A 23,497-nucleotide genomic window follows, 5' to 3' on the forward strand; every position below is an offset into this window, starting at 1 on the left:
TAGCACATGAAGCTGTCGCACCTAAAAATTGGAGAAAAAGGAACAATTGTAGCCTTTACAGATCTAGATATGTCTGTAAAGTTAATGGAGATGGGCTGTTTGCCGGGCGAGATGGTTGAGGTAGAGCGGTTTGCCCCTCTTGGCGATCCAATGGCGATCCGTGTTGCTGGTTATCAGCTTTGTTTGCGTAAAAGCGAGGCTGATGTGATCATTATACAATAAATAAGCTGGTTTGGATATTAAAGTTGCGTTAGTTGGTAATCCCAATACAGGTAAATCTACTTTATTTAACCGTTTAACAGGGTTAAATCAAAAAATAGGAAACTTCCCAGGCATCACTGTCGATAAGAAGACTGGTTTTACAAAACTTACTGACGATAAGGATGCCGAGATTATCGATTTACCCGGAACTTATAGCTTATATCCTAAAAGTTCTGACGAAAGTATCGTATTTCAGGTACTTGCTGATAAAAATAACAATAGCCATCCCGACGTAATCGTATTAATTGCCGATGCCTCTAATCTAAAGCGAAACATGCTGTTGTATTCGCAGGTGGCCGATTTGGGTATCCCAATGATTTTGGCCCTGAATATGATCGATCTTTCCACCAAACAGGGTATTGAGATCGACCTTGATAAACTTTCGCAAAAACTGGGCGTTCAGGTAGTTTCCATTTCAGCAAGAAATAACATCGGAATTGATAAATTAAAACAGGCTATTGCCAATACTAATAAAATTGCCACCCAGTTTCAGGATGTTGATGTAAACTTTCTGGCGCCAGAAGCCATTAATGCCATCAAATCGAAACTGAATTCGGATAACGATTATTATGCCCTTCAGGTGCTCCATCAGCACGAATACCTTACTTTTTTTAGCGAAAAAGAACAGGAGGAAATTGAAAAGATAGAGCAATCGCATCATTTCGAATCGTCTAAAATCCAGGCGGCAGAAACCATTTTACGTTATAAACACCTCAGCAGCATACTATCAGGCGTTGTGGCAGATAAAGGCACTGAAAAGAAATTTTCTTTTAGTGATAAAATAGATGGAATTCTTACCCATAAAGTATGGGGCTTCGCTATTTTCCTGTTGATCCTGTTCGTTATTTTCAACGCTATTTTTGCATGGTCGTCTTATCCGATGGATTGGATTGAAAGCGGCTTTGGTTATATCACCAATGTTGGACACGAATATTTACCCGCCGGCATGCTTACCGACCTGTTATTAGATGGTGTAATTGCCGGTTTAGGGGGTATTTTTGTGTTCATTCCGCAGATTGCCATTCTTTTTGCCTTTATATCTATTTTAGAAGATACCGGTTATATGGCCCGTGTTACCTTTATGATGGATAAAATCATGAGTAAAGTTGGCCTTAACGGAAAATCTGTGGTCCCAATGATCGGTGGTTTGGCCTGCGCTGTTCCATCTATTATGGCCGCCCGGAATATAGAAAACTGGAAAGACAGAATGATTACCATCATGGTTACCCCATTGGTTAGCTGTTCGGCAAGGCTTCCGGTATACATCCTTATTATTTCCTTAATTATCCCTTCGCAAACAGTTTTGGGCATTTTCAATTTACAAGGCCTGGCACTGATGGTGATGTATCTGGTGGGTATTTTTGCTGCAGTAATGGTGGCTTGGGTAATGAAATTCATCATCAAAACCAAAGAAAGGTCGTATTTCATCATGGAATTGCCGGTTTACCGCATGCCCAGGTGGAAAAATGTGTTTTATACCATGTACGAGAAATCTAAAACCTTTGTTCTTGAAGCAGGTAAGGTAATTATTGCCATTTCGGTTATCCTGTGGGTAATGGCCTCGTTCGGACCGGGGAACCGTTTTGAAAATATTGATAAAAAATACGAAAGGGCATTGGCCGATACCACAAAAAATACCGCACACATCAAAACTTTGGTGGCTACAGAAAAGCTGGAAAACTCTTATGTCGGAATTCTTGGTCATGCTATTGAACCCGTTATCCGTCCATTAGGTTACGACTGGAAGATCGGCATCGGTTTGATTACCTCTTTTGCAGCCCGCGAAGCCTTTGTGGGTACCATGGCTACCATTTACAGTGTTGATGGTGGTGATGGGGATACAAATACCATCAGGGCGCGTATGGAGGCCTCTAAAAATAGCCGTACAGGTTTACCGGTTTATACCTTCGCTACAGGGATTTCGCTTATGCTTTTTTATGCTTTTGCGATGCAGTGCATGAGTACCGTAGCCATTGTTTACCGTGAAACCAAAGGATGGAAATGGCCGGTAATTCAGCTGATTTATATGACCTCTATGGCTTACGTTGCAGCGTTGGTTGCCTACCAATTGTTGAAATAAGGCGTATTTTTTCGGAGATTATTTCTAAGTTATCGTCGTTCCCAACTTATATGTTGACTACTGATGCTCAAAAATGATTTATTTAAAGTATTTGTCACCCTGAGGGATAATTTATTGCATAAAAATCGATATAAATGACATTTAATTATTGGTCTTGTGCGATATGTAATTCCCCTCTTTCAGAGGGGTGTCCGCAGGACGGGATGTTTTATTAGTCCTAGCCAGACAGGCTTCTTTCTTTTTGGTGTCAAAAAGACCAGCGCAGCTAGCTTGAGTGCAATTAAAGACATAAAAGCTTATGAAAAAACAAAAGACACCGGCTGAAAATTTTTCTTTCGAAGCTGGTAGGTTGGCTTAGGCAGTGCAGCCCGAAAAATTTATTAGGCAGGTTTTAAGTAGAACGGGGACACTGTGCTATGGCCTAGCTATACGGAAATACATAATGTCGCAATTCGTTCATTAATAAGTGATTACAAAATAACGTCAATGATAGCAGAGTCGAAGGGTAGGAGAGCAGTGACTATACAACTATTGATGTTCCCTCCCGCTTTCCGTTTTACTTTGCCTACGGCTTCGTGTTCACTTCAATCGGGTCTAGATGGCTAGTGAGGTGATACTATTTTTGGCTGGGAGCATATGTGCCTTTTTCTGAGTCCTTTTCTGGAGCAGTTTGTTGCGTTTGTCGCTCTGAACGGATTCGAAGAGCGAATAGGCAAATTGCTATTTATTGCACGAACCTTTGTTTCTAAACCCGGTAGAAGCGGTAGCCCCCGATTTTTAATCGGGACTATAGCAGATAACGGGACTACTGTTTCCGAATTTCTCCTGAATGTTCATTTTCAAATAAAACACTAATTTCTTACCGTATAAGACATACGAGATCATCTGGGCTTATAACTTTTTCTACTCTTTGGTCTTTAATCTTTTAGCTTTAGTCTCCTTTCTCCTTAACCAAGCTCAATCTGCCTTTTAATGCTTTCTTCTAACGAAATTAATGTTTCTGTACGCTGGATGCCGGTTACGGCCTGGATTTCTTCATTTAAAACATGGCGCAGGTGGTTGGTGTCTCTGCAGATTATTTTAGCAAACATACTATAAGCGCCTGTAGTATAGTGTAACTCTACTACCTCTTTAATTTTACTCAACTGGGCAACCGCATCTTTATATTGGATGCCTTTTTCCAGGTAGATGCCTAAAAAAGCGCAAATGTCATACCCTGCCTTCTGCGGATCGATAATTAAGTGAGAGCCTTTTATAATGCCCATTTCCTGTAATTTCTTCATCCTAACGTGTATTGTTCCACCCGAAACAATCAGATCTTTGGCGATTTCTGTATAAGGTTTAGTGGCATCCTGCATCAATTGCTTTAATATATCGATGTCGAGGTTGTCAATTTCTAAATTGGAATTGTCTTTTTTAAGCATATTTTTGAATTATGATAAGCGAATTTACAAATATTTATCAATATTATAAAAATAAAATTAAATGTTTAAAATATTTGCAAGGTATTGGATGTTCCTTTACATTTGTATCAAGCAATTAACAAAAAGGAAACGTTCTTTCAAAATTGTTTAACAAAATGTAGGGTGGTGAAACAGGCAGACACACCTCCTTGTCTCGGTGGCGGAGAATAATGGGAATATACTGGTAACAGTACTAACCACTCCTTGAAGGTTCGATTCCTTCCCCTACAGCGGCTTTAGTCCTAAGTCAAGAGTCAACGTCTTTAATAGGCTTACGACTGCAGGCTTTGGACTAATGACTAAATTGTTGGGTGGTGAAATTGGCAGACACGCCTCCTTGTCTCGGTGGTGGGGAATAATGGGACAAACGCAGTTTATTGGGTTGACCACAAATTAATTTTTTGAACTGTAGCTAACTACCCCTTGAAGGTTCGACTCCTTCCCCAACAGCATTTTTTATGAATAATAAGTTAGTTAATTGAGCAACCTGGATGGGTTGCTCTTTTTATTTTTAGGCCAGTTTTTAATATCGCGGATATTTACAGATATATTATTATATTACCAATTAATTTTTTACTCGTTCAATGCATGTGATGAAGAAACGCGTCTCCATTAAAGATATAGCCAAACAGTTAAATATTTCCATTACAACCGTATCGTTCGTAATCAATGGAAAAGCGAGGGAGAAGAACATCAGCGAATCGCTTACCAAAAAGGTTTTAGATCTTGTTACCGAATTAAACTACCAGCCGAATGCCCTTGCTACCAGTCTGCGAACAGGCAAAACAAAAATTATCGGTTTCCTTGTTGATGATATTTCTGAGCCGTTTTTCTCGGGAATAGCGCGGCACATTGATGAAATTGCCTCGAGTTTGGGTTATAAAATTCTTTTTAGCAGTACCCGTAACGATACAGAAAAAGCCATACAGCTCTTACAGATTTTTAAAGACAGGCATGTTGATGGTTACATCATGGCGCTACCTGAAGGTTTGGAAGAAGAAGTGAAAAAACTGATCCAAACGGATGCGCCGGTGGTACTTTTCGATCGTTATGTGCAGGATGTAAAAACCGATTATGTAATTATCGATAATAAGAACAGTACCTTCCAAGCTACCGAACACCTGATAAACAATGGTTATAAAAATATAGGTTTTGTGACGATAGATACTGCTCAGCTGCAAATGGTCGACCGTTTATCGGGCTACGAAACTGCTATAGAAAAACATAAACTCCCAGCTGTTGTAAAAAAGATCAGCTATGTTAACTCGGCAGAATCGATCAAGGAAATGGTGAAATTCTTTAAAAAGGAAAAACAGCTGGATGCCGTAATTTTTGCAGCCAACTACATCTGCCTGGACGGTTTAAGAACGTTCAGAAAAGAAGGTATCCGTATCCATAAAGACCTAGCGGTGGTATCTTTTGATGATTTCGAGATCCTCGAATTCTGCAATCCACCTGTTACGGCAATTGCGCAGCCGCTTGAAGCCATTGCGGAGAACGTTATGAAAATTTTATTGAACAAGCTCAAAAAAGCAGGTAGAAATATAGAAAGTGCACAGGTATCACTTCCAACAGTATTGAATGTAAGGGGATCAAGTGCGAAAAAATAATATAAAAAAAGGGAACCGATTTTTAGATCAGTTCCCTTTATAATAATTTTAATGAAAGTTAAACGGTCATTACGTCTTTTTCTTTAGCTTCTGCGTGTTTATCAACCTTGATGATATAAGCGTCGGTCAGTTTTTGCACTTCATTTTCGCCGGTTTTAATTTCATCGTCTGATACACCTTCACCTTTTAGTTTCTGGATTTTTGAATTGGCTTCTTTGCGGATGTTACGTACTGTAATACGGCCTCTTTCTGCTTCCTCTTTCACTTTTCTAACCAGTTCTTTTCTGCGCTCTTCTGTTAAAGGCGGTACAATCAGGCGGATCACAATACCATCGTTTTGGGGATTGATGCCGATATTGGCAACCTGAATTGCTTTTTCGATGGTGGTTAAAAGTGATTTTTCCCAAGGTTGGATTACGATTGTTCTTGCATCTGGTGTATTGATGCTTGCTACCTGTGCCAGTGCTGTAGAAGCGCCGTAATAGTCAACAAAGATACCATCCAACATACCAGCTGATGCTTTACCAGCCCTTATTTTAGTTAATTCAGCTTCACAATGATCGATCGCTTTATCCATAGAGGATTGCGCATCCATTAATTGCAATTGTATGAGTTCGTTCATAATTGTATTTATATCTACAAAAATAATATTTTTTTTAATGCTTACTTCACCAGTGTACCGATTGGCTCACCACTGGCAATTTTCATGAAGTTACCATGTTTGTTCATATCAAACACAATAATAGGAAGTTGGTTTTCTTCGCATAGGGTAAAGGCCGTCATATCCATTACATTAAGCCCTTTATCATACACTTCCCTGAAAGAAATTTCGCCGTATTTTGTAGCTAAAGGATCTTTTTCCGGATCTGCGGTATAAATTCCATCAACACGCGTTCCTTTCAAAACCACATCGGCTTTAATTTCGATTGCACGTAAAGCCGCTGCAGAATCGGTGGTGAAATATGGATTTCCGGTACCGGCGCCAAAAATGACCACACGGCCTTTTTCCAGGTGGCGAACAGCTCTCCGGCGGATAAAGGGCTCGCAGATCTGTTCCATTTTAATTGCGGTAAGCAAACGGGTTTTGATACCAACTTTCTCTAAGGCATCTTGTAGGGCCATAGAGTTGATCACGGTTGCCAACATGCCCATGTAATCGGCCTGTGCCCTGTCCATCCCACTTTTTTCAGCGCTTAGGCCTCTAAAAATATTTCCTCCTCCAATTACGATGGCGATTTCTAAACCTTTATCGTGTACCGCTTTAATATCTTCTGCATATTGCTTAACACGATCATTATCAATACCGTATTGTTTGTCGCCCATTAGCGATTCTCCGCTAAGCTTTAGTAGGATGCGCTTGTATTTCATGACCTCAAAAATATTAACATTTTTTTAATACCGAGCTATGCTTTTTAATAATTGATGTAAATATTTAAATAGAAATAGTGGTTTAAAGAAATAGATGGAATTTATTAAATACGCTGCCCCCAAAAAGCGATACTATTTGGGGGCAGCAGAAAAAAAATATTTAAATTATTTACTAGTTAAAGATATAACGTACACCAAATTGGGCCTGCCAGCGCGAAATCTGGTCGGTAATATTTTTATACGTTGTGGTATATGGTATTAAATTGGCTTTATCCTGATAAGGGAATGAATAAGTTGGTTTTCCTGTTGTAGGATCTAAACCTTTATAGGCCAATAATACTGCGGTATTATAAGTAGATAATGGGATATTAGGCGTTTGATATAAGCCCCAATCACTGTTTAACAGGTTGCCAAGGTTAATAATATCCAGTGTAAACTGAAGTGTGTTTCTTTTTCCTTTCGGCCCAACAAAGAAATCCTGTGCAAGGTGTAAATCTGCTCTTTTAAAGTACGACATGATGGCACCGTTTCTTTTTGCGAACTCGCCTCTATGTTTACTAAGGTAGCTATCCTGATTAATATAGGCATTCAGTTGGTTCCAGATCTGATCCTGAGTACGGGTATCGCTGGCAAAATCAGGAACCAGAATAATATCGCCTTTGTTACGTGGGATGTAAACAAGGTCATTCGCCCCACCATCGTTGTTAATATCACCGGATGAAACATAGCTAAATGCCCCGTTATTTGCCGATTCGAAAATTAAACCTATAGTGGTAGCTGCATGTTTAAAATACTCTTTTTTATAGCTTAAAGAAGCAATAACCCGGTTTGGTTGGATAAAGTTGGTATTGGCCAGGACATCAGAATTTGCATCGCCTGCAATTGCCCTTTGCGACCAGATCGAACTTGCTGTAGAGCCACCATCATTTACAGATTTGGATTGGCTGTAGGTATAAGCTACACTTGCGTTAAATCCATTGAAAAAAGATTTTTGCAACTGACCTGTAATGAAGTAAGAATAGCCTTTTTTGGTATTCTGCATGTAAATAAATGGCGAAATAGAAGGATTTGCCGCCGTATTACCTGTTTGTGTAGACTTTGCGTTATAACGTTGCTGTCCTTCAATTCCGGGAAGGGTAATTAAGCCTGTTGAATTGTTCGGCAATGCCGCATTTGAGAAGTTTACAGCATTAATATCTTTAGTGTACGATGCTTCCAGAGTGGCAATGATGCCCATTGGTAATTTTTGATCAACGGCAACGTTTGTTCTCCAGATCTGTGGATATTTAAAATCTTTCGAAGCTGCATCAACCTCATAAGAAGTATTGGCCGTTGCGGTACCTGGTGCAGGGCGGTTGGCGTTTACATTCGGATTAAAAATCAAACGGGGATCGCCAGGGGTAGAAACGGTACTTGAACTAAATAATGTTCCGGTGTTTGAAGCCTGGTTAGAAATCCAAACATAAGGTACCTGACCGGTGAAAATTCCGGTTCCGCCACGTAATTGTGTGGTTTTGTCGCCAAAAACGTCATAGTTGAAGCCTACACGTGGTGAGAACAACAGTTTTTTATTCGGGAATTTAGAAATATCCACCTGTAAACCATTTTGGAAGGTTAATGCTGCCAAATTTGGATTTGGATCCAGTTTGGTAGGGAAATAGGTATAATCGGCCCTGATGCCATAGGTTAATTTAAAATTATCACTCACCTGGTATTTATCCTGCGCATATAAACTTAAGTTGTACGACGACATTTTAGCGAAAGGAAATGATCCATCGGCCAATGCCGAGTTACGGTAGGAGTAACTTACAGCAGGCTGATTATTGATAAAATCATCGGCCGTTTTAAAATAATAGAGCCCGTTATAGTTTGGAGCAAAACCGTTTAAGAATTTATTCAACTGGTTGCTGGTACCAATAGTGATTTCGTGTTTACCTGCATAAATCGAGAAATCGTCCGAAAACTGGTAGATATCAGAGTTTAACAGGTTATTAGCAGTAAATACTTCGTAACCAAAGCTGGTTAATATACCGCCGTTTCCATTACCGATATCAACCATTGGCAATTCAGAACCGTTCGAATTGCGGAAATCTCTTAATGCAGAGTAACCCAGCGTTAATTTGTTCGACATGTTGTTGCCGATCCTGGTATTCAATTCTACAATACCAATGTTAAAGTTATTGTTGATGGTATAACTCGAACCGAAATAAGGCATAGAGGTTGATGATGGCGAACGGCTGCCGTTTAAGCCTGCTGGAATGCCCGAGCCACTGGCAACAACCTGTCTGTTCGATTTCAGGTAGAAATATTTTGCACTTAAGGTGTTATTAGCATTAATATTCCAGTCTATTTTGGCTGTAATTTTATCGCTTTGGGTTTTATATGGATAATTTTCGTACGGACCGGTTGAATAATTGTACTTGCTCATTAGATAGTTTGACAAGCGGTCTAATGTAGCCGCATCTGCAGCTGAAACATTGGCTCCAGATAAACCTGGCCTTGATGCTACGAAAGAAGTTGCCGGTGTACTGATCCTTTCCTGTTCGCCAGAAACAAAGAGAAATAATTTGTCTTTAATAATTGGTCCGCCAATGTTTAAACCACGCTGGTTGTAGTTGAAATCAACAATTGGAATTTTAGTTACACCTGCTGAGTAGCCTGTTAAATCAGTACCCCTGGTATAGTAATATGCGGAACCTTTAAAATTGTTTGTTCCGGATTTTACGATGGTATTGATCCCTGCTCCGGTGAATGATCCCTGGCGCACATCGTAAGGGGCAATATCAACCTGGATCTGTTCAATGGCATCTAATGAAATCGGTTGTGAATTGGCCTGTCCGCCCAAACTGCCCGATAATCCGAACGAGTTGTTAAATAAGGCCCCATCTACCGTTAAGTTGTTGTAAGAGCCGCTTCTGCCACCAAAACTTAAGCCTCCAATGGTTGTAGAGTTTGCTGATGGCGTTAATTTGGTAAAATCAGCCAACGAACGACTGATGGTTGGTAAATTATCAATCTGCTGTCTGGTAATGGTTTCCCTTGCACCTGTACGCGATGAATTGATCACCTTATCTTGCGTTCCTTTTACCACCACATCGGCCAGGTTCTGCGAGGTTTCGGTAAGCGAAGCATCAACTCTTAAATCTTCCCCAATGGTGGTGTTCAGGTTTTCTTTTACCAGTTCGTTATAACCAATATAACTTATTTTAATGGTGTATGGGCCACCTACACGCACGTTTGGTAGGTTGTACCTGCCATCAGCCCGGGTTAGGGTAGAGTATTTTGTACCCGATGGAATATGTATGGCAGTAACCGTTGCGCCAGGTATTACCCCTTTTTGATCTTTAACTGTACCAATAAATGATGCAGTGGTAACCCCTTGTGCAAAGCCGTAAACCGTTACGGCTAACATAAAAGTTATTAATAATATAAGTTTTTTCATCAATGTTTTTTTAGCAAAAATACACTGACATTTTACTGCTTATGTTTTGGTTATATTAATTAATTGTTAAGGCCTGTCCTTGCTCTGGGAAGATTAGTTTTAGGTTTTGTATGTTTCTTGAAATCAATTGCTGCTTTACTTTTTCTGCTGTTTGTTGTGGCGGTTTGATATGGGTAACAATAAATGAAATTTTTTTAAAGGCTCTATTGGTTGTTAATGCTTCAAGTTTTGCCAGTTCGCTAAAGAAAAGCTTTGGCGTAAGGTGCCCGAACAGTTGTTTATCGGGCTGCTCATCAGGGAATGAAACTTCTAAAAAAATAGCTTTTAGCTGACCTGCGGTAATTAGCGGTGCTATATTTTGCCATAGGCTGGCGAGTTTATCTGATTTTTCAATTTCATCGGCGCCGGTATCCCCCAGGTAAAGTATATAAACATTATCATGGCCGATCAGAAAAGCCGTGCTTTTATAAGGATTACCATGGCTCAGTTCAAAAGCCCTTACTTTCATTTCCGTATCCTTCAGCGGATACGTAGTGTTTTCAGTCAATGGAAAATAAGTATACTTTTTTAGCTGTGGCTTTTCACCTTCATTGGCAAAATTGGCCCAAGCATCCCAGGTAAAATATTTATCCTTTAAAATATTGAGTACTGAAGGCAGGCCATAAATGTTTTTTGCGGTATCAGCCGGAGAATTGATAATCAATCCGGCTAAATGATCTAAATGACCGTGCGATATCAGGTAATCTTTAATCTGCCTGCGCTGAACCTCCTCGCTGATTCCTTTCAGCGATTTCATATCGATTGCCTTTTGGATACCGGCATTTATAGTTCCTGCATCAAGACAGACGTATTTTTCACTTCCTATTGGAGCAATCATGTAAGATGATAAATTGCTTTCATCATCACCTCCTTTAACACCAAGGGGGATAATGGTAAAGCCTTGGTTTGTTTCCTGTGCCCACAGCTTACAGGTACAAATGAAAAACAAAATAATTGCAGGCAGAATTCTTCTGAACATATTGGATAAATTATACTGTCTCGCCTTTAAAAATAACCTCTTTTAAATTTATTTCATTGTCCAGTACCACCAAATTTGCCTGTGCTCCTATTGCTATTTTTGAACAAAGATTTTCAATTCCGATTAAACCGGCGGGATATTGTGTCGCCATTTTAATGGCATCTTTTAAACTAATACCGCAGTGCGATACACAGTTTTTAACGGCTTCTAGCATGGTGAGCGAGGACCCCGAAAGCGTTCCATCAGGCATTACATATTTATTCCCCTTTTGGATATGCTGGTATGGGCCGGTTGAACAGGCTGTAACGGCATCGGTGATCAGGAACAGCCGTTCTTTTAACAGCTTCTGGGCAAACTTAACCACTTCGTAATCCACATGCTGCCCATCAGCAATGATACTGGCCATCGCTTTATGATGGCTAAAAACCGCAGTAGGAATACCGGGCTCCCGGTGATGGATGGGACTCATGGCATTAAAAAGGTGTGTGGTGGTTTGTACACCTATATTGTAGGCAGCTGTAGCTTCCTCAAATGTGGCATTACTATGGCCTAAAGAAACCACTACTCCATTATCCAGCAGGTACTGTATTACCTCATCATCCTGGAGCTCGGGTGCAATGGTCATCATTTTAATTACACCATCGCCGAAATCGAGCAATTGTTTGATTTCATCCAGTGAGGCCTTGCGAACAAATGTTGGGACATGCGCACCTAAACGTTTCGGATTTAAAAACGGACCTTCTAAATGTAAGCCCAGGCAGTTTTTTGCGAAAGTGCGGTGTGCTTTAACGGTTTTGATACAGGCATTGAATACTTCTGGCGTATTGGTAGCCAAGCAGGCCAGGAAACCCGTTGTTCCTTTTTTCAGCAAATCATCTTCCATAATGGTTAACGATTCGACGGTTGGATCGGCAGAGAACAGACGTCCGCCTGAGCCATAAATCTGTAAATCTATAAACCCGGGTACGGTGATCGACTGGTTATTGACTATTGTTGTTGCAGGTCTGATGTTGGTAATATCAGTATGGCTGATTTCAATTTCCCGGCCGCTTATTAATGTATCGTTATGGTAATATGAAGTATTGGGAATGATCTTGGGCATAACAAACGTTTGAGTAAATTTAAGCTTACACAATCAAAGTTAACTATTGTAGCGATATATTTGGTTAATAAGATAAACTAATCAAATGAATGAAAATCAGCCCAATAGAAGGAGCTTTCTAAAGGCCGGACTTACTTTAAGTGCTGCAACATTAGTTGCACCTGGGGCAGCTCTTGCAGATGTTGCCGAAAAAGAAGATGCATTTAAAATTGCAGTAGGGCCTTATCTGCAAACTAATTTTAATAACTCGATGACGATTTTGTGGCTAACCAATAAAAATGCGGCAGGATGGGTAGAATTTGGTGAGCAGGCCAATCAGTTGAACCAGAAAGCTTATGGGAAAGCTGAATTAGGTTTAATGCAAGCCAATAGTAAATTAAACGCAGTTACGCTCCAGAATTTAAAACCCGGTACAAAGTATTATTATAAAATTATTTCCAAAGAAATCAAAGATTTTCAGCCTTATAAATTAACCTATGGCGAAACGGTGAGCAGCAATGTTGAGTCGTTTTTGAATGCCAATCAGGCTAAAGAAGAGGTATCGTTTGTTATGCTGAACGATATTCATGATCGGCCTGAGTCTATTCCGCATTTATTGGGGCTTATACCGGCTGCACAGCAGGATTTTGTTTTCTTTAATGGTGATATTTTTGACTACCAGACGGATGAAAAACAGATTATCGACCATATGTTGCAGCCATGTGTAGATAATTTTGCTAAAAATACGCCTTTTATCTACGTTAGGGGCAATCACGAAACCCGTGGTAAATTTGCGCGTGAGTTTGCACAATATTATATGCATGTGGGACATACTGCTTTTACTTTAGGACCTGTGCGTTTTGTAGTTATTGATACAGGGGAAGATAAGGAAGATGCACATCCGGTTTACGCAGGCATTGTTAATTTCGACGATTACCGGATGCAACAGGCAGCATGGCTTAAAACAGAAATCAATACTAAAGAGTTTAAAAAGGCTCCTTTTCGTGTTGTATTGATGCATATTCCGCCCCGTTATTCTGGTGATGCGCATGGGCCAAAACATTGTACTGAGTTGTTTGAACCTTTATTGAACCAGGGAAAAGTTGATTTGGTACTGAGCGGGCATACCCACAAATACATGGTATACCAGCCCGACAAAGACCTTAACCATTATCCATTAATTATTGGTGGCGGGCCACAGAAAGGTACAAGAACCATTACCCGTATAAAAGCAGACAAAAATAAACTGATTGTTAGCATGCTCGATGATTCGGGTAAGGAAGTAGGGGCATATACCGCTTTGAAGAAGTAGGAAATTATCGCCGTTTGGATTCGATAGTTATTATATTAAGTCCTCCAGGGCGGGAAGATTGAGCTTCGCTGAGCACTTCGTGCTTCTTGACTACGCTGCATTTCGCTCGAAATGACAACCTTTTTCTGTAGTATAACGCAAAAAAAAGCCCCAGAAATGGGGCTTTTTATATGTTTTATGTGTGCTTATGCACCTAATTGTACGCGTTTGAAAGCAGACACAGTTAATCCTTTAACAGTGTTGTCTAAGAATTTACGAACATCTACAGAACTATCTTTAACAAACTCCTGGTTTAATAAAGTGCTGTCTTTGTAGAATTTGTTCAATTTACCAGCAGCAATTTTCTCAACCATTTCTTCTGGTTTACCTTCCTGACGGATAACATCTTTAGCGATCTCGATTTCACGCTCAATAGTAGCAGGATCAACACCGTCTTTATCAACAGCAACCGGGTTCATTGCAGCAATCTGCATAGCAACATCTTTACCAGCTTCAGTAATATCTACACCGTTAGCACCTTCAAATACTACTAAAACGCCCATTTTACCGTTAGAGTGGATATAAGAAACGATTTTTTCACCAGAGATATTTACATACTCCTGGATAACGATTTTTTCACCGATTTTACCGGTTAATTCAGTGATTGTTTCAGCAACTGTACGTCCGTCTTCCAAAGCAATTGCTGATAACTCTTCAGCAGTAGCAGGGTTGTTGGCAACCGCTGCAGCTAAAACAGCCTGAGCCAGGTTACGGAAATCTTCAACTTTAGAAACTGGTTCAGTTTCGCAAGCTAAAGCAACTAATTTACCATTTGTACCATCTGCTGAAACAGCGATTGATACCAAACCTTCTGAAGTAGCATTGCCAGAACGGGCGGCAGATACTTTCTGACCTTTTTTGCGCAATAAATCAACAGCCGCTTCGAAATCGCCATTAGCTTCAACTAAAGCTTTTTTGCAATCCATCATACCAGCGCCAGTTTGTTGACGCAATTTGTTTACATCTGCTGCAGAAATTTGTACTGTAGACATTTTATTTCCTTTTTTAAAATTTACAATCTTGTTATAACAACTACAGGTTACAAGTTACAAGCGCTAAGTTAAACTCATGTTAAGCCAACTTAAAACCTGAAACCAGTAACCTGCAATTAAAAAATATTACTATTCTTCTGTTTTAGTTTCTTCTGATGAAGAGGCTTCAACCTCAGCTTCAGCAGCTTTTTTACGTCTTGGCTCTTTAGCTTCAGGCGCATCAGCTGCAGCTTTAGCAGCTACTGCTTCTTTTTCTGCTTCATCATCTTTTTCGCGTTTACGCTCTTCTAAACCTTCTTCAATCGCTTTGATAATTACATCAGTAATTAAAGAGATCGATTTTGTAGCATCATCATTCGCAGGGATTGGGAAATCGATGTTAGAAGGATCAGAGTTAGTATCAACCATCGCAAAAGTAGGGATGTTTAATTTTAACGCTTCTGTTACCGCGATATGCTCTTTCTTAACATCGATTAAGAATAAAGCTGCAGGTAAACGGTTTAAATCAGCAATACCACCTAAAAGGGATTCTAATTTAACACGCTCACGTTGGATCATTAAACGCTCTTTTTTAGAAAGGATAGCATAAGTACCGTCTTTAGTCATTTTATCGATGTTAGACATCTTTTTGATTGACTTGCGAACAGTAGCAAAGTTAGTTAACATACCACCTAACCAACGCTCGGTTACGAAAGGCATATTTACTTTTTTAGCTTGCTCAGCTACGATTCCTTTAGCTTGTTTCTTTGTTGATACGAATAAAACTTTACGTCCTGATTTTACGATTTGTTTAATCGCAGCCGCAGCTTCTTCAGTTTTAGTTAATGTTTTATTTAAATCTATAATGTGAATTCCATTACGCTCCATGAAAATGTAAGGAGCCATTTTTGGATTCCATTTACGGGTAAGGTGACCAAAGTGTACACCTGCATCCAATAAGTCTTGATAAGTTGTTCTTGCCATTGTCTTTGCCTCCTGTGATTAACGTTTACTGAATTGGAATTTCTTACGGGCTTTAGCACGTCCTGGTTTTTTACGCTCAACCATACGCATATCACGCGTCATTAGGCCTTTAGCACGTAATGCAGGTTTTTTCTCCGCATCTAGTTCAACAATCGCTTTAGCAATAGCTAAACGAACAGCTTCTGCTTGTCCTTTTACTCCGCCACCTTGTACGTTTACGGTAATATCGTAACGGCCAACTAGTTCAGCAACTTCTAAACTTTGGTTTACGATATATTGTAAAGGTAAAGTAGGGAAATATTCTTTGTGATCTTTACCGTTAACGGTAATTGCGCCAGCACCATCTTTTAAGTAGATACGTGCTACAGCTGTTTTTCTTCTTCCTGAAGTGTTAGTAACTGACATTTCTTAAAGTTTAATGGTTTTTGGAGATTGAGCTGCATGAGGGTGGTTTGCACCAGCATACACAAAAAGATTAGTGTATAATTTTTTACCCAATTTAGTTTTCGGTAACATACCACGTACCGCTTTCTCGATTACACGTTGAGGGTGTTTCGCCATTAACTCTTTTGGAGAGATAAAACGTTGACCACCTGGATAACCAGTGTAAGAAACATACTGCTTTTCGCTGAATTTGTTTCCTGTCAATTTAACCTTGTCTGCATTGATAACAATTACATTATCACCGCAGTCTACGTGTGGGGTGTACTCAGGCTTGTTTTTACCACGGATGATCATAGCGATCTTCGATGACAAGCGCCCCAAAATCTCGCCTTCCGCATCAACAACAACCCACTGTTTGTTTACAGTTTTAGCATTGGCCGAGACAGTTTTGTAACTTAACGTATTCACTTGCTTGTATTTAATTTATTAAACAATTTATTATTCCCATTAAAATTGGGACTGCAAAGATAGAGAGAATACTTTTATTATCAAATAGTTGGAAAGAAAAATTTTTATCGTAATAATAGCTTATTAACTGTCATGCTGAACTTATTTCAGCATCTGCACACTCGCATGACAACTTTCTTGCTCCAATGTCATTAAAGTGCTCAAAGTATAGAGTTTTGTTGAAGCAGGTCTTGAAGTCGCAATTTGCGACTTCAAAAATCTATATAGTCTCTTTTGCACCAAATCACAGATCGTCTGGCATAAAACCAATTCTTTTCCTTAGCTTGCTTTTCTGATCGATCAGTTTATCTAAGTAGCCAAAAACCAGTTCGATATTTTTATCATGGTTGCTTAGTTTCTTTTTTATTTCTTCTATTTCCAGTTTAAGCTCAGTATTTTCTGAAAGCAACCGGCGGATACGAGTAAAGATTCTTACAATTTGAATGTTTACCTGGATAGCTTGCTTACTGCTCAATACACTCGAAAGCATCAGGATACCATGTTCGGTAAAAACATGTGGTAAATAGGTTCTTCCACCCCTTCCTTTTTTTGAGGTCACAATTTGTGACCTCAATATTTCCCATTCGTCAGCGGTTAGCTGGAACATGAAATCAGTAGGGAAGCGTTCAATGTTTCTACGGATGCTTTGATTTAAAACTTTAGTCTCCACACCATACAGCGCTGCCAGGTCACTGTCGAGCATTACTTTGTGGCCCCTCAGTTCGTAAATTTTATTAACCAGAATATTGTCAGGGATGATAGGAAGCAATTGTTTAGCTGTCATATCATGTTGGAGTTTACCTGAAGATACGAATCAAATCACGCTTATCAAAGAAACAAATTAAATAATTTCTTCAAAGGAGGAGGGCAACTAGTTTGATTTGCTGTAACTTCTATATTCCTTAATCCAGTTCCATAATGCAAAGCCGGCAATGATGGTAAAGATAAAATATTCGACCCCCATAAATTTAATGCCCTTTAAGAAGTAGAGATAAGTGGCTACGATATCAATCATCAGCCAGATAATCCAGCACTCTATCCTTTTCTGGATCATTAAAAAAGTAGTGATCACACTCATTACAAAAATAAAAGAATCAACAAATGGGTAGGCGCTGGGTAAATTAAACAATAAGGGTAGCCAATGGTGGAGTTTGCTGGCTAAAGTACCGATAAGCAATGTGCCAATAACACCCAGAGTAAATAAAATCAGGAACTGCTTTAGCGGCATAAAACTGATTTTGAGCTCTTTGTTTTTATCTTCTTCTTCCGGTTTAGGATTGGCCCACCTCCACCAACCCATAATATTGGTAATGAAAAAGAAAACCATGAGGAACATATCGGGGTAAAGCTGGGTTTGGTAATATAAAAAGGCTGAGAGAAACACATTAATAATACCCGCAGGCCAGCTCCATATACTGGCTTTTGCAGAGAGGATCACCGAGATGATTCCGGTTATTACGGCAAAGAACTCGAGATAGCTCATTTTGTAATCCAGAACCGTAAAAAATATACTTTGGGCATTGAAAAAATCCATAAGCTGATAATTTCATAAATGTAAACCCTAAAATATGTAAAATTTAATGGGCCTCACTGATGTATCAATAAACAAAAATTAAATGGTGGATGTTAATTCATTAGTTAATGCCTTTCGGTTGTATTAATAATCCAGTTTCTATGCAGTACTTAGATCATTTATACGGTTCACCCATTCCCTTGTTTTTGAAAAATATCATTATTGGCTTGTTTGCTGTTTTACTGGGTATGTCCATTAAGTTTGTTGTTCATAAAATCTTTATCTTACTCTCGCGCTGGTGGAATTTTATCTTCATAAAATCCATTATCAAACATCTGCGTCATCCTGTTGGTGTGTTTATCCCGCTTTTGTTGTTAAATTTTTCTTTATCGCTGATGCAAATGGCACCGGTTTACCGCGTTCCGCTGGAAAAGGCTTTAGAAATTGCGTTGACCATTAACTTTGCTTTGATTCTGGTGCGGACTGTTAATGTGCTTGAGGATTATTTTTACTTCAAATACGATTTAAATAAGGAAAATAATCTAAAAGAGCGTAAAATCAGAACACAATTGCAATTTGTACGCAAATTTATTGTTTCATTAATTGTTCTTGTTACAGTTGCCATTATCCTGCTGAGTTTTGAAAGCATGCGTAAAATAGGAGCCGGCTTGCTTACGGGTGTAGGTATCGGCGGGATTATTATTGGTTTTGCGGCACAAAAATCGCTCGGTAACTTATTGGCGGGCTTTCAGATCGCGTTTACGCAACCCATCCGTATCGATGATGTTTTGATTGTAGAAAGCGAATGGGGCAAGGTTGAGGAAATTACCTTAACTTATGTAGTGGTTAATATCTGGGATCAGCGGCGGTTAATTTTGCCGATTACTTATTTTATTGAAAAGCCTTTTCAAAACTGGACGCGGGTTTCGGCAGATTTATTGGGTACAGTTTTTCTTTACCTCGATTATACAATCCCCATTGAGCCCATGCGGGAGGAACTTACCAGGTTATTAAATGCAAACCCAATTTGGGATAAACGCGTTAATGTGGTACAAGTAACTGATAGTACAAAAGATGGCACTATAGAAGTACGTTTTTTAATGAGCGCAGCCAATTCCTCAAAGGCTTTTGATTTGCGCTGTTACGTAAGGGAAAAAATGATTGCCTTTATTCAGACCAATTACCCGGAAAGTTTGCCAAGAAGGCGGTTGGAGTTTAGAGGTAAGTTAGAACAGGTATAAAAAAAGTCTGTCGAAGACCATGAGATACTTCGACAGACTCAGTATGACTGCTTGAACTATTTAAACATGCCTTTAAGCTTGGCTAGTTTTTCCTGTAAATCGCCATCGGCGTCTTTTGGTTCATTACGGGGCTTAAAATTTTGCTTATTGTTGTTTTTAAAGTCTTGCTTAGGTTTTTGCTCTCTGGATTCCCGACTGCGGGCTTCTGACTTTGGACCTGCTTCAGTTTTCATCGACAACGAAATCCTTTTGCGGGCCACATCTACTTCCATTACCGTAACTTCTACCTTTTGATGCACTTTTACCACATCATTTGGGTTAGCTACAAAACGGTTTGCCAATTGGCTGGTGTGTACCAATCCGTCCTGGTGTACACCGATATCAACAAAGGCACCAAAATTGGTAATATTGGTTACAATACCCGGTAATTTCATACCGGTTCTTAAATCTGCAATTTCATTAACGCCTTCAGTAAAGCTAAAAGCTTCAAACTGCTCACGCGGATCGCGGCCGGGTTTGGCCAGCTCTTTTAGAATGTCGTTAAGGGTAGGTAAACCAATTTCGTCTGTAACATAGTGTTGTGGCTTGATCTGTTTTTGTAGCTGGGTATCTTTCATCAGTGCTGAAACAGTTGTGCCCAGGTCTTTGGCCATTTGATCAACTACGGCATAGCGCTCCGGGTGTACTCCGCTGGTATCCAATACGTTTTCTGCATTGCGGATACGCAGGAAACCTGCTGCCTGCTCGTAAGCTTTATCGCCCAAACGCGGAACTTTTTTCAGGCTTTCGCGGTTTTTAAACGCCCCATGGGTATTTCTGTAATCGACAATATTTTGTGCCAAAGCTGGTCCTAAACCCGAAACGTAAGCTAAAATTTGTTTAGAAGCCGTATTTAACTCAACACCAACGGCGTTTACGGCACTGATTACGGTATCATCTAAGCTGGCCTGTAATTTATTCTGATCTACATCATGTTGATACTGGCCAACACCAATCGATTTTGGATCGATTTTTACCAGCTCTGCCAAAGGATCCATTAATCGGCGACCAATAGATACTGCACCACGAACGGTAATATCCTGTGTTGGGAACTCCTCGCGTGCTACTTCAGAGGCCGAATAAATCGAGGCTCCACTTTCATTTACCATTACAATTGCAATGTTGGGTAGATTTAAACCTCGAACAAAAGCTTCTGTTTCCCTTCCAGCAGTTCCATTACCAATAGCAATGGCCTCGATATCATATTTTTCGCAAAGCTGCAGAATGGTGAATTCGGCATTTTTAACATTCCCCTGTCCGGTATGCGGATAAATGGCTGTATTTTCTAATAATTGTCCTTGCTTATCCAAGCAAACTACTTTACAACCGGTACGGAAACCCGGATCGATGGCCAATACATTTTTTTGGCCCATTGGTGCCGCGAGTAAAAGCTGACGTGCATTTTCAGCAAAAACACGGATGGCTTCTTCATCGGCTTTTTGTTTGGTGAAAACACGTAATTCAGTTTCCATGGCTGGCTCCAGTAAGCGCTTGTAACCATCTTCTAAAGCTTGCTGCACTTGTTTCGAAGCTGCATTATTGCCTGTAATAAACTGGTTTTCAAGTAAAGCAATGGCATCTTCGGCAGGAGGGAGGGCATCTAAACGTAAAATCAGTTCTTTTTCGCCGCGGCGCATGGCCAATACACGATGCGAAGCCGCGGTTTTAACGGGCTCGTTCCATTCAAAGTAATCTTTATATTTAATCCCTTCCTCTTCTTTTCCTTTAATCACTTCAGATTTAAATTCAGCCTTTTCCTGAAAGTAAGTACGCATTTTGGTACGTGCTTCTGCATTTTCTGAAATCATTTCTGCAATAATGTCCCTTGCCCCGGCCAAAGCTTCTTCTAAACTATTTACGCCTTTTTCGGCATCTATAAATTTTTCGGCTTCGGTATCCAGATCAAAATTACCCTGATCAAAAATCTGTAAAGCAAGGGGCTCCAGTCCTTTTTCTTTAGCAACTGATGCACGTGTTTTACGTTTAGGTTTGTATGGCAGGTAAATATCTTCTAAAAGAGAAATGGTTTCGGCCTCATTAATCTGTTTCTCCAATTCAGGGGTAAGCTTTCCTAAATCGGTCATCGATTTTAAGATGGCCTCGCGGCGTTTATCCAGGTCGCGTAACTGTAAAACACGGTCACGTATTGCGGCTACTTCAACTTCATCTAAACTGCCGGTCAGTTCTTTACGGTAACGGGAAATAAAAGGTACTGTTGCACCTTCATCTAACAGATTTATAGTAGCAGTTACCTGCTTTTCTGCTACGTTCAATTCTGATGCAATTATTTTATGGTGGGTTAACATATTCTAAAGGTAAAAATTAAAGGAAGCAAAGCTAATGAGGATTTACGGGATTTAATGATTTTTAAAATGAAGTTTTCCACCAAAATGTGTGAGTAAATTTTGTAGAAAATTGGGGTAGTGCAGCCTCGATAGGTACTTTATTTCTTTTTTGAGGCTTTTTGCAAGTCGCGCTCGGCTTTAAATTGGGTTATCCTCTTAATCAGCTCTAAGGGTAAAGGTTTATTTAAGGGAAACTGCACCGCGCCCTTGCTCCATTTATAACCACTAAATTCATCTTTAAAGGCTTCGATGCCCGAACCTGTTGGGTAAAAACCAATGTGTTTGGCATAACCTGCAAAGTAAACTAAAATTCCTTTTTGCTTAAATGCAGGCATGCCATAACTAATTACTTCTTTAGCCTGGGGCACAGCAAGGTGAATGGTTTCACGTACTTGTTGCAGTAATTTTTGTGTTGCAACTGGGAAGTTGGCAATGTATTGGTCGATGTTTTCCGGTTTTGGCTGTTCCATAAATTATCTTGTTATGAAATTACAAAGATTCCCGGATAAATCATTAACTGATTAGAATATCGTATTTGTGCAACAAACCCGCTAAACCCGATTGCGAGAATTTAGCTTTTTTTATCCGGTTGTTATCGGGGTCGATTGAAAAATTATAAGCTGTCCTGAAATCAACTTTTTCTAACATCGTTCTGTCGAATGTGGCATTAAGTAAATCGCAATTTTCGAAAGTTGAGCCGGACAGGTCGGTTTCTGAAAAGTCTACCTCGTGAAGCTGCGCATTTTTAAAGGTTGTTTTTTTTAATTTGAGTTTATAGAAAGAACAATGATCCAGTTTTGAATTGCTAAAGTTAAACGACAAACCAAAATCATTACAATTTTCGAACCTTAGGCCTAGCATTTTACAGTCGCTAAAGTCTATCTCGTTAAAAGTTGTTTTGCTAATATTAGCCAAACTCAGGTTGCAATGGCTAAACTGACAATCCAGAAACTTAACACCGCTTAAATCTGAACCTGAAAAATCGCAGTTGATAAATTTACAGTTTTCATATTCTGCTTTGGGTAAGGCACGTATGGTAAAATCGGCTTTTTCGAAGGTTTGGTCAGCAATGTATTCTGGCATAATGATGTGTGGATCTTGAATGAAGTTATTGATAAAAATTATTTATTGCATCATACAATGGCTTAGTGTCATGTCCTTGGTTTAAACTATTATAAAGTTCATTATTGATCGATTTTTCGAGGACGTTACCTTCCTGAATTCTTAGAAGATAAGGAAAACCTACCTGATTGCGGATGTTGTACAATAACATTGAAGTAAATTGATGCGGATATTCTGAAACTGGAAATCTTCCATCAAGAAAGATCAATTTTACATCTTTTGGTAAGATTGGCATAATCTGTTTCTCTATAAATTCCTTTGTATGTTTTCTATTGTTATAACAAAAGAGTTTATGGCCATCAATTTTTAGAAGGTATTGCCTGTATTCCTCTTCAAGCGTTTTGCTTTCAATTTTATTAATAAATGTTGAAATGAGAATCAATGGTGAAAAAAGCAATAATATAATTAACCCAAAGAAGGCAAATAGAGTAAAAAGGATAGTATTGCTCAGCTTTTTCCACATGCTGCGATCAAATTATATAAAATTATCCTTATCATCAATTTTAGTTTGATTTTTGAATCCTTCAAGGTTTATGTGGACTCTTTTTAGAGGCAATTTGTGGCGTTTGATTTCGCGGTAGGGATTGTAAGGGTTTAGTACCAGTTCTTTATTGCTACCGGAACGAAGTACAGCCCTGAAAAGCCTGACAACTTGCACAGCTTGGGTAACGTTCAAAAATAACTGATTGTTTATCTCATTTCTAAGTCGGTACGCGG

At 39.4% G+C, this 23,497-nt stretch carries 21 protein-coding genes and 1 tRNA gene; 6 read left to right on the forward strand and 16 right to left on the reverse strand.

The window, feature by feature from the left end; translation table 11 throughout:
• Positions 1-6 precede the first annotated feature (6 nt).
• Together ACFSR6_RS11415 and feoB are read left to right on the forward strand one after the other, a co-directional pair.
• Positions 7-222, forward strand: coding sequence for a FeoA family protein (locus ACFSR6_RS11415; protein ID WP_379078829.1), 216 nt, complete (start codon positions 7-9; stop codon positions 220-222).
• Positions 223-232: 10 nt separating this feature from the next.
• On the forward strand, positions 233-2,341 hold the full coding sequence (feoB, locus tag ACFSR6_RS11420; protein WP_379078832.1) for a ferrous iron transport protein B: 2,109 nt from the start codon (positions 233-235) through the stop codon (positions 2,339-2,341).
• Between the two features lie 947 nt (positions 2,342-3,288).
• On the opposite strand, the gene ACFSR6_RS11425 is transcribed toward feoB, so the two are convergent.
• Positions 3,289-3,765: an Lrp/AsnC ligand binding domain-containing protein gene (locus ACFSR6_RS11425; RefSeq protein WP_379078835.1), complete on the reverse strand. Its 477-nt coding sequence runs from the start codon at positions 3,763-3,765 to the stop codon at positions 3,289-3,291.
• 344 nt (positions 3,766-4,109) lie between these two features.
• Here ACFSR6_RS11425 and ACFSR6_RS11430 point away from each other — a divergent pair.
• Positions 4,110-4,254 (forward strand) — tRNA-Asp (locus ACFSR6_RS11430).
• 143 nt (positions 4,255-4,397) lie between these two features.
• On the forward strand, positions 4,398-5,414 hold the full coding sequence (locus ACFSR6_RS11435) for a LacI family DNA-binding transcriptional regulator (protein WP_379078838.1): 1,017 nt from the start codon (positions 4,398-4,400) through the stop codon (positions 5,412-5,414).
• A 58-nt stretch (positions 5,415-5,472) separates the two neighbouring features.
• On the opposite strand, the gene frr is transcribed toward ACFSR6_RS11435, so the two are convergent.
• The 5 genes from frr to nagA all read right to left on the reverse strand — a co-directional run bounded on the left by frr (position 5,473) and on the right by nagA (position 12,344).
• Positions 5,473-6,036: a ribosome recycling factor gene (gene frr / locus ACFSR6_RS11440; protein ID WP_183767326.1), complete on the reverse strand. Its 564-nt coding sequence runs from the start codon at positions 6,034-6,036 to the stop codon at positions 5,473-5,475.
• Between the two features lie 41 nt (positions 6,037-6,077).
• The gene (gene pyrH / locus ACFSR6_RS11445) at positions 6,078-6,782 is read right to left on the reverse strand and encodes a UMP kinase (protein WP_183767328.1); all 705 of its coding nucleotides are present in this window, start codon (positions 6,780-6,782) and stop codon (positions 6,078-6,080) included.
• A 172-nt stretch (positions 6,783-6,954) separates the two neighbouring features.
• Positions 6,955-10,224 (reverse strand): TonB-dependent receptor, encoded by a 3,270-nt coding sequence (locus ACFSR6_RS11450; RefSeq protein ID WP_379078843.1) that lies wholly within the window; start codon positions 10,222-10,224, stop codon positions 6,955-6,957.
• A 55-nt stretch (positions 10,225-10,279) separates the two neighbouring features.
• Positions 10,280-11,242, reverse strand: coding sequence for an MBL fold metallo-hydrolase (locus ACFSR6_RS11455; protein WP_379078845.1), 963 nt, complete (start codon positions 11,240-11,242; stop codon positions 10,280-10,282).
• 10 nt (positions 11,243-11,252) lie between these two features.
• Positions 11,253-12,344 (reverse strand): N-acetylglucosamine-6-phosphate deacetylase, encoded by a 1,092-nt coding sequence (gene nagA, locus ACFSR6_RS11460; protein ID WP_379078848.1) that lies wholly within the window; start codon positions 12,342-12,344, stop codon positions 11,253-11,255.
• Positions 12,345-12,429: 85 nt separating this feature from the next.
• Here nagA and ACFSR6_RS11465 point away from each other — a divergent pair, with 85 nt between their 5' ends.
• A complete protein-coding gene (locus tag ACFSR6_RS11465; RefSeq protein WP_379078851.1) occupies positions 12,430-13,635 on the forward strand; it encodes a metallophosphoesterase in 1,206 nt (401 codons plus the stop codon).
• A 185-nt stretch (positions 13,636-13,820) separates the two neighbouring features.
• Here the strand turns inward: ACFSR6_RS11465 and tsf are convergent, their stop codons facing one another.
• From tsf to pnuC, 6 genes are all read right to left on the reverse strand, one after another.
• Positions 13,821-14,666, reverse strand: coding sequence for a translation elongation factor Ts (gene tsf / locus ACFSR6_RS11470; protein WP_379078853.1), 846 nt, complete (start codon positions 14,664-14,666; stop codon positions 13,821-13,823).
• Between the two features lie 129 nt (positions 14,667-14,795).
• Positions 14,796-15,629, reverse strand: a complete 834-nt coding sequence (gene rpsB, locus ACFSR6_RS11475) for a 30S ribosomal protein S2 (RefSeq protein WP_183767340.1) — start codon at positions 15,627-15,629, stop codon at positions 14,796-14,798.
• 18 nt (positions 15,630-15,647) lie between these two features.
• Positions 15,648-16,034, reverse strand: coding sequence for a 30S ribosomal protein S9 (gene rpsI, locus ACFSR6_RS11480; protein WP_183767342.1), 387 nt, complete (start codon positions 16,032-16,034; stop codon positions 15,648-15,650).
• 3 nt (positions 16,035-16,037) lie between these two features.
• On the reverse strand, positions 16,038-16,481 hold the full coding sequence (gene rplM, locus ACFSR6_RS11485) for a 50S ribosomal protein L13 (RefSeq protein WP_183767344.1): 444 nt from the start codon (positions 16,479-16,481) through the stop codon (positions 16,038-16,040).
• Positions 16,482-16,764: 283 nt separating this feature from the next.
• Positions 16,765-17,304, reverse strand: coding sequence for an ORF6N domain-containing protein (locus tag ACFSR6_RS11490; RefSeq protein WP_379078858.1), 540 nt, complete (start codon positions 17,302-17,304; stop codon positions 16,765-16,767).
• Positions 17,305-17,391: 87 nt separating this feature from the next.
• Positions 17,392-18,054 carry a nicotinamide riboside transporter PnuC gene (gene pnuC / locus ACFSR6_RS11495; protein WP_379078861.1) on the reverse strand — a complete coding sequence of 221 codons (663 nt, stop codon included), beginning with the start codon at positions 18,052-18,054 and terminating at the stop codon, positions 17,392-17,394.
• A 140-nt stretch (positions 18,055-18,194) separates the two neighbouring features.
• Between pnuC and ACFSR6_RS11500 the strand changes: the two genes are divergently transcribed.
• Positions 18,195-19,274 (forward strand): mechanosensitive ion channel family protein, encoded by a 1,080-nt coding sequence (locus tag ACFSR6_RS11500; protein ID WP_379078864.1) that lies wholly within the window; start codon positions 18,195-18,197, stop codon positions 19,272-19,274.
• Positions 19,275-19,330: 56 nt separating this feature from the next.
• On the opposite strand, the gene ACFSR6_RS11505 is transcribed toward ACFSR6_RS11500, so the two are convergent.
• The 4 genes from ACFSR6_RS11505 to ACFSR6_RS11520 form a co-directional block, all read right to left on the reverse strand.
• Positions 19,331-21,619, reverse strand: a complete 2,289-nt coding sequence (locus ACFSR6_RS11505) for a Tex family protein (RefSeq protein WP_379078867.1) — start codon at positions 21,617-21,619, stop codon at positions 19,331-19,333.
• A gap of 137 nt (positions 21,620-21,756) precedes the next feature.
• Positions 21,757-22,128 (reverse strand): iron chaperone, encoded by a 372-nt coding sequence (locus ACFSR6_RS11510; RefSeq protein ID WP_379078870.1) that lies wholly within the window; start codon positions 22,126-22,128, stop codon positions 21,757-21,759.
• Between the two features lie 43 nt (positions 22,129-22,171).
• The gene (locus ACFSR6_RS11515) at positions 22,172-22,741 is read right to left on the reverse strand and encodes a pentapeptide repeat-containing protein (RefSeq protein WP_379078873.1); all 570 of its coding nucleotides are present in this window, start codon (positions 22,739-22,741) and stop codon (positions 22,172-22,174) included.
• A gap of 25 nt (positions 22,742-22,766) precedes the next feature.
• Positions 22,767-23,243 (reverse strand): hypothetical protein, encoded by a 477-nt coding sequence (locus ACFSR6_RS11520; RefSeq protein ID WP_379078876.1) that lies wholly within the window; start codon positions 23,241-23,243, stop codon positions 22,767-22,769.
• Positions 23,244-23,497 lie beyond the last annotated feature (254 nt).

This window comes from Pedobacter vanadiisoli (assembly GCF_042684385.1).
Taxonomy (GTDB): domain Bacteria; phylum Bacteroidota; class Bacteroidia; order Sphingobacteriales; family Sphingobacteriaceae; genus Pedobacter; species Pedobacter vanadiisoli.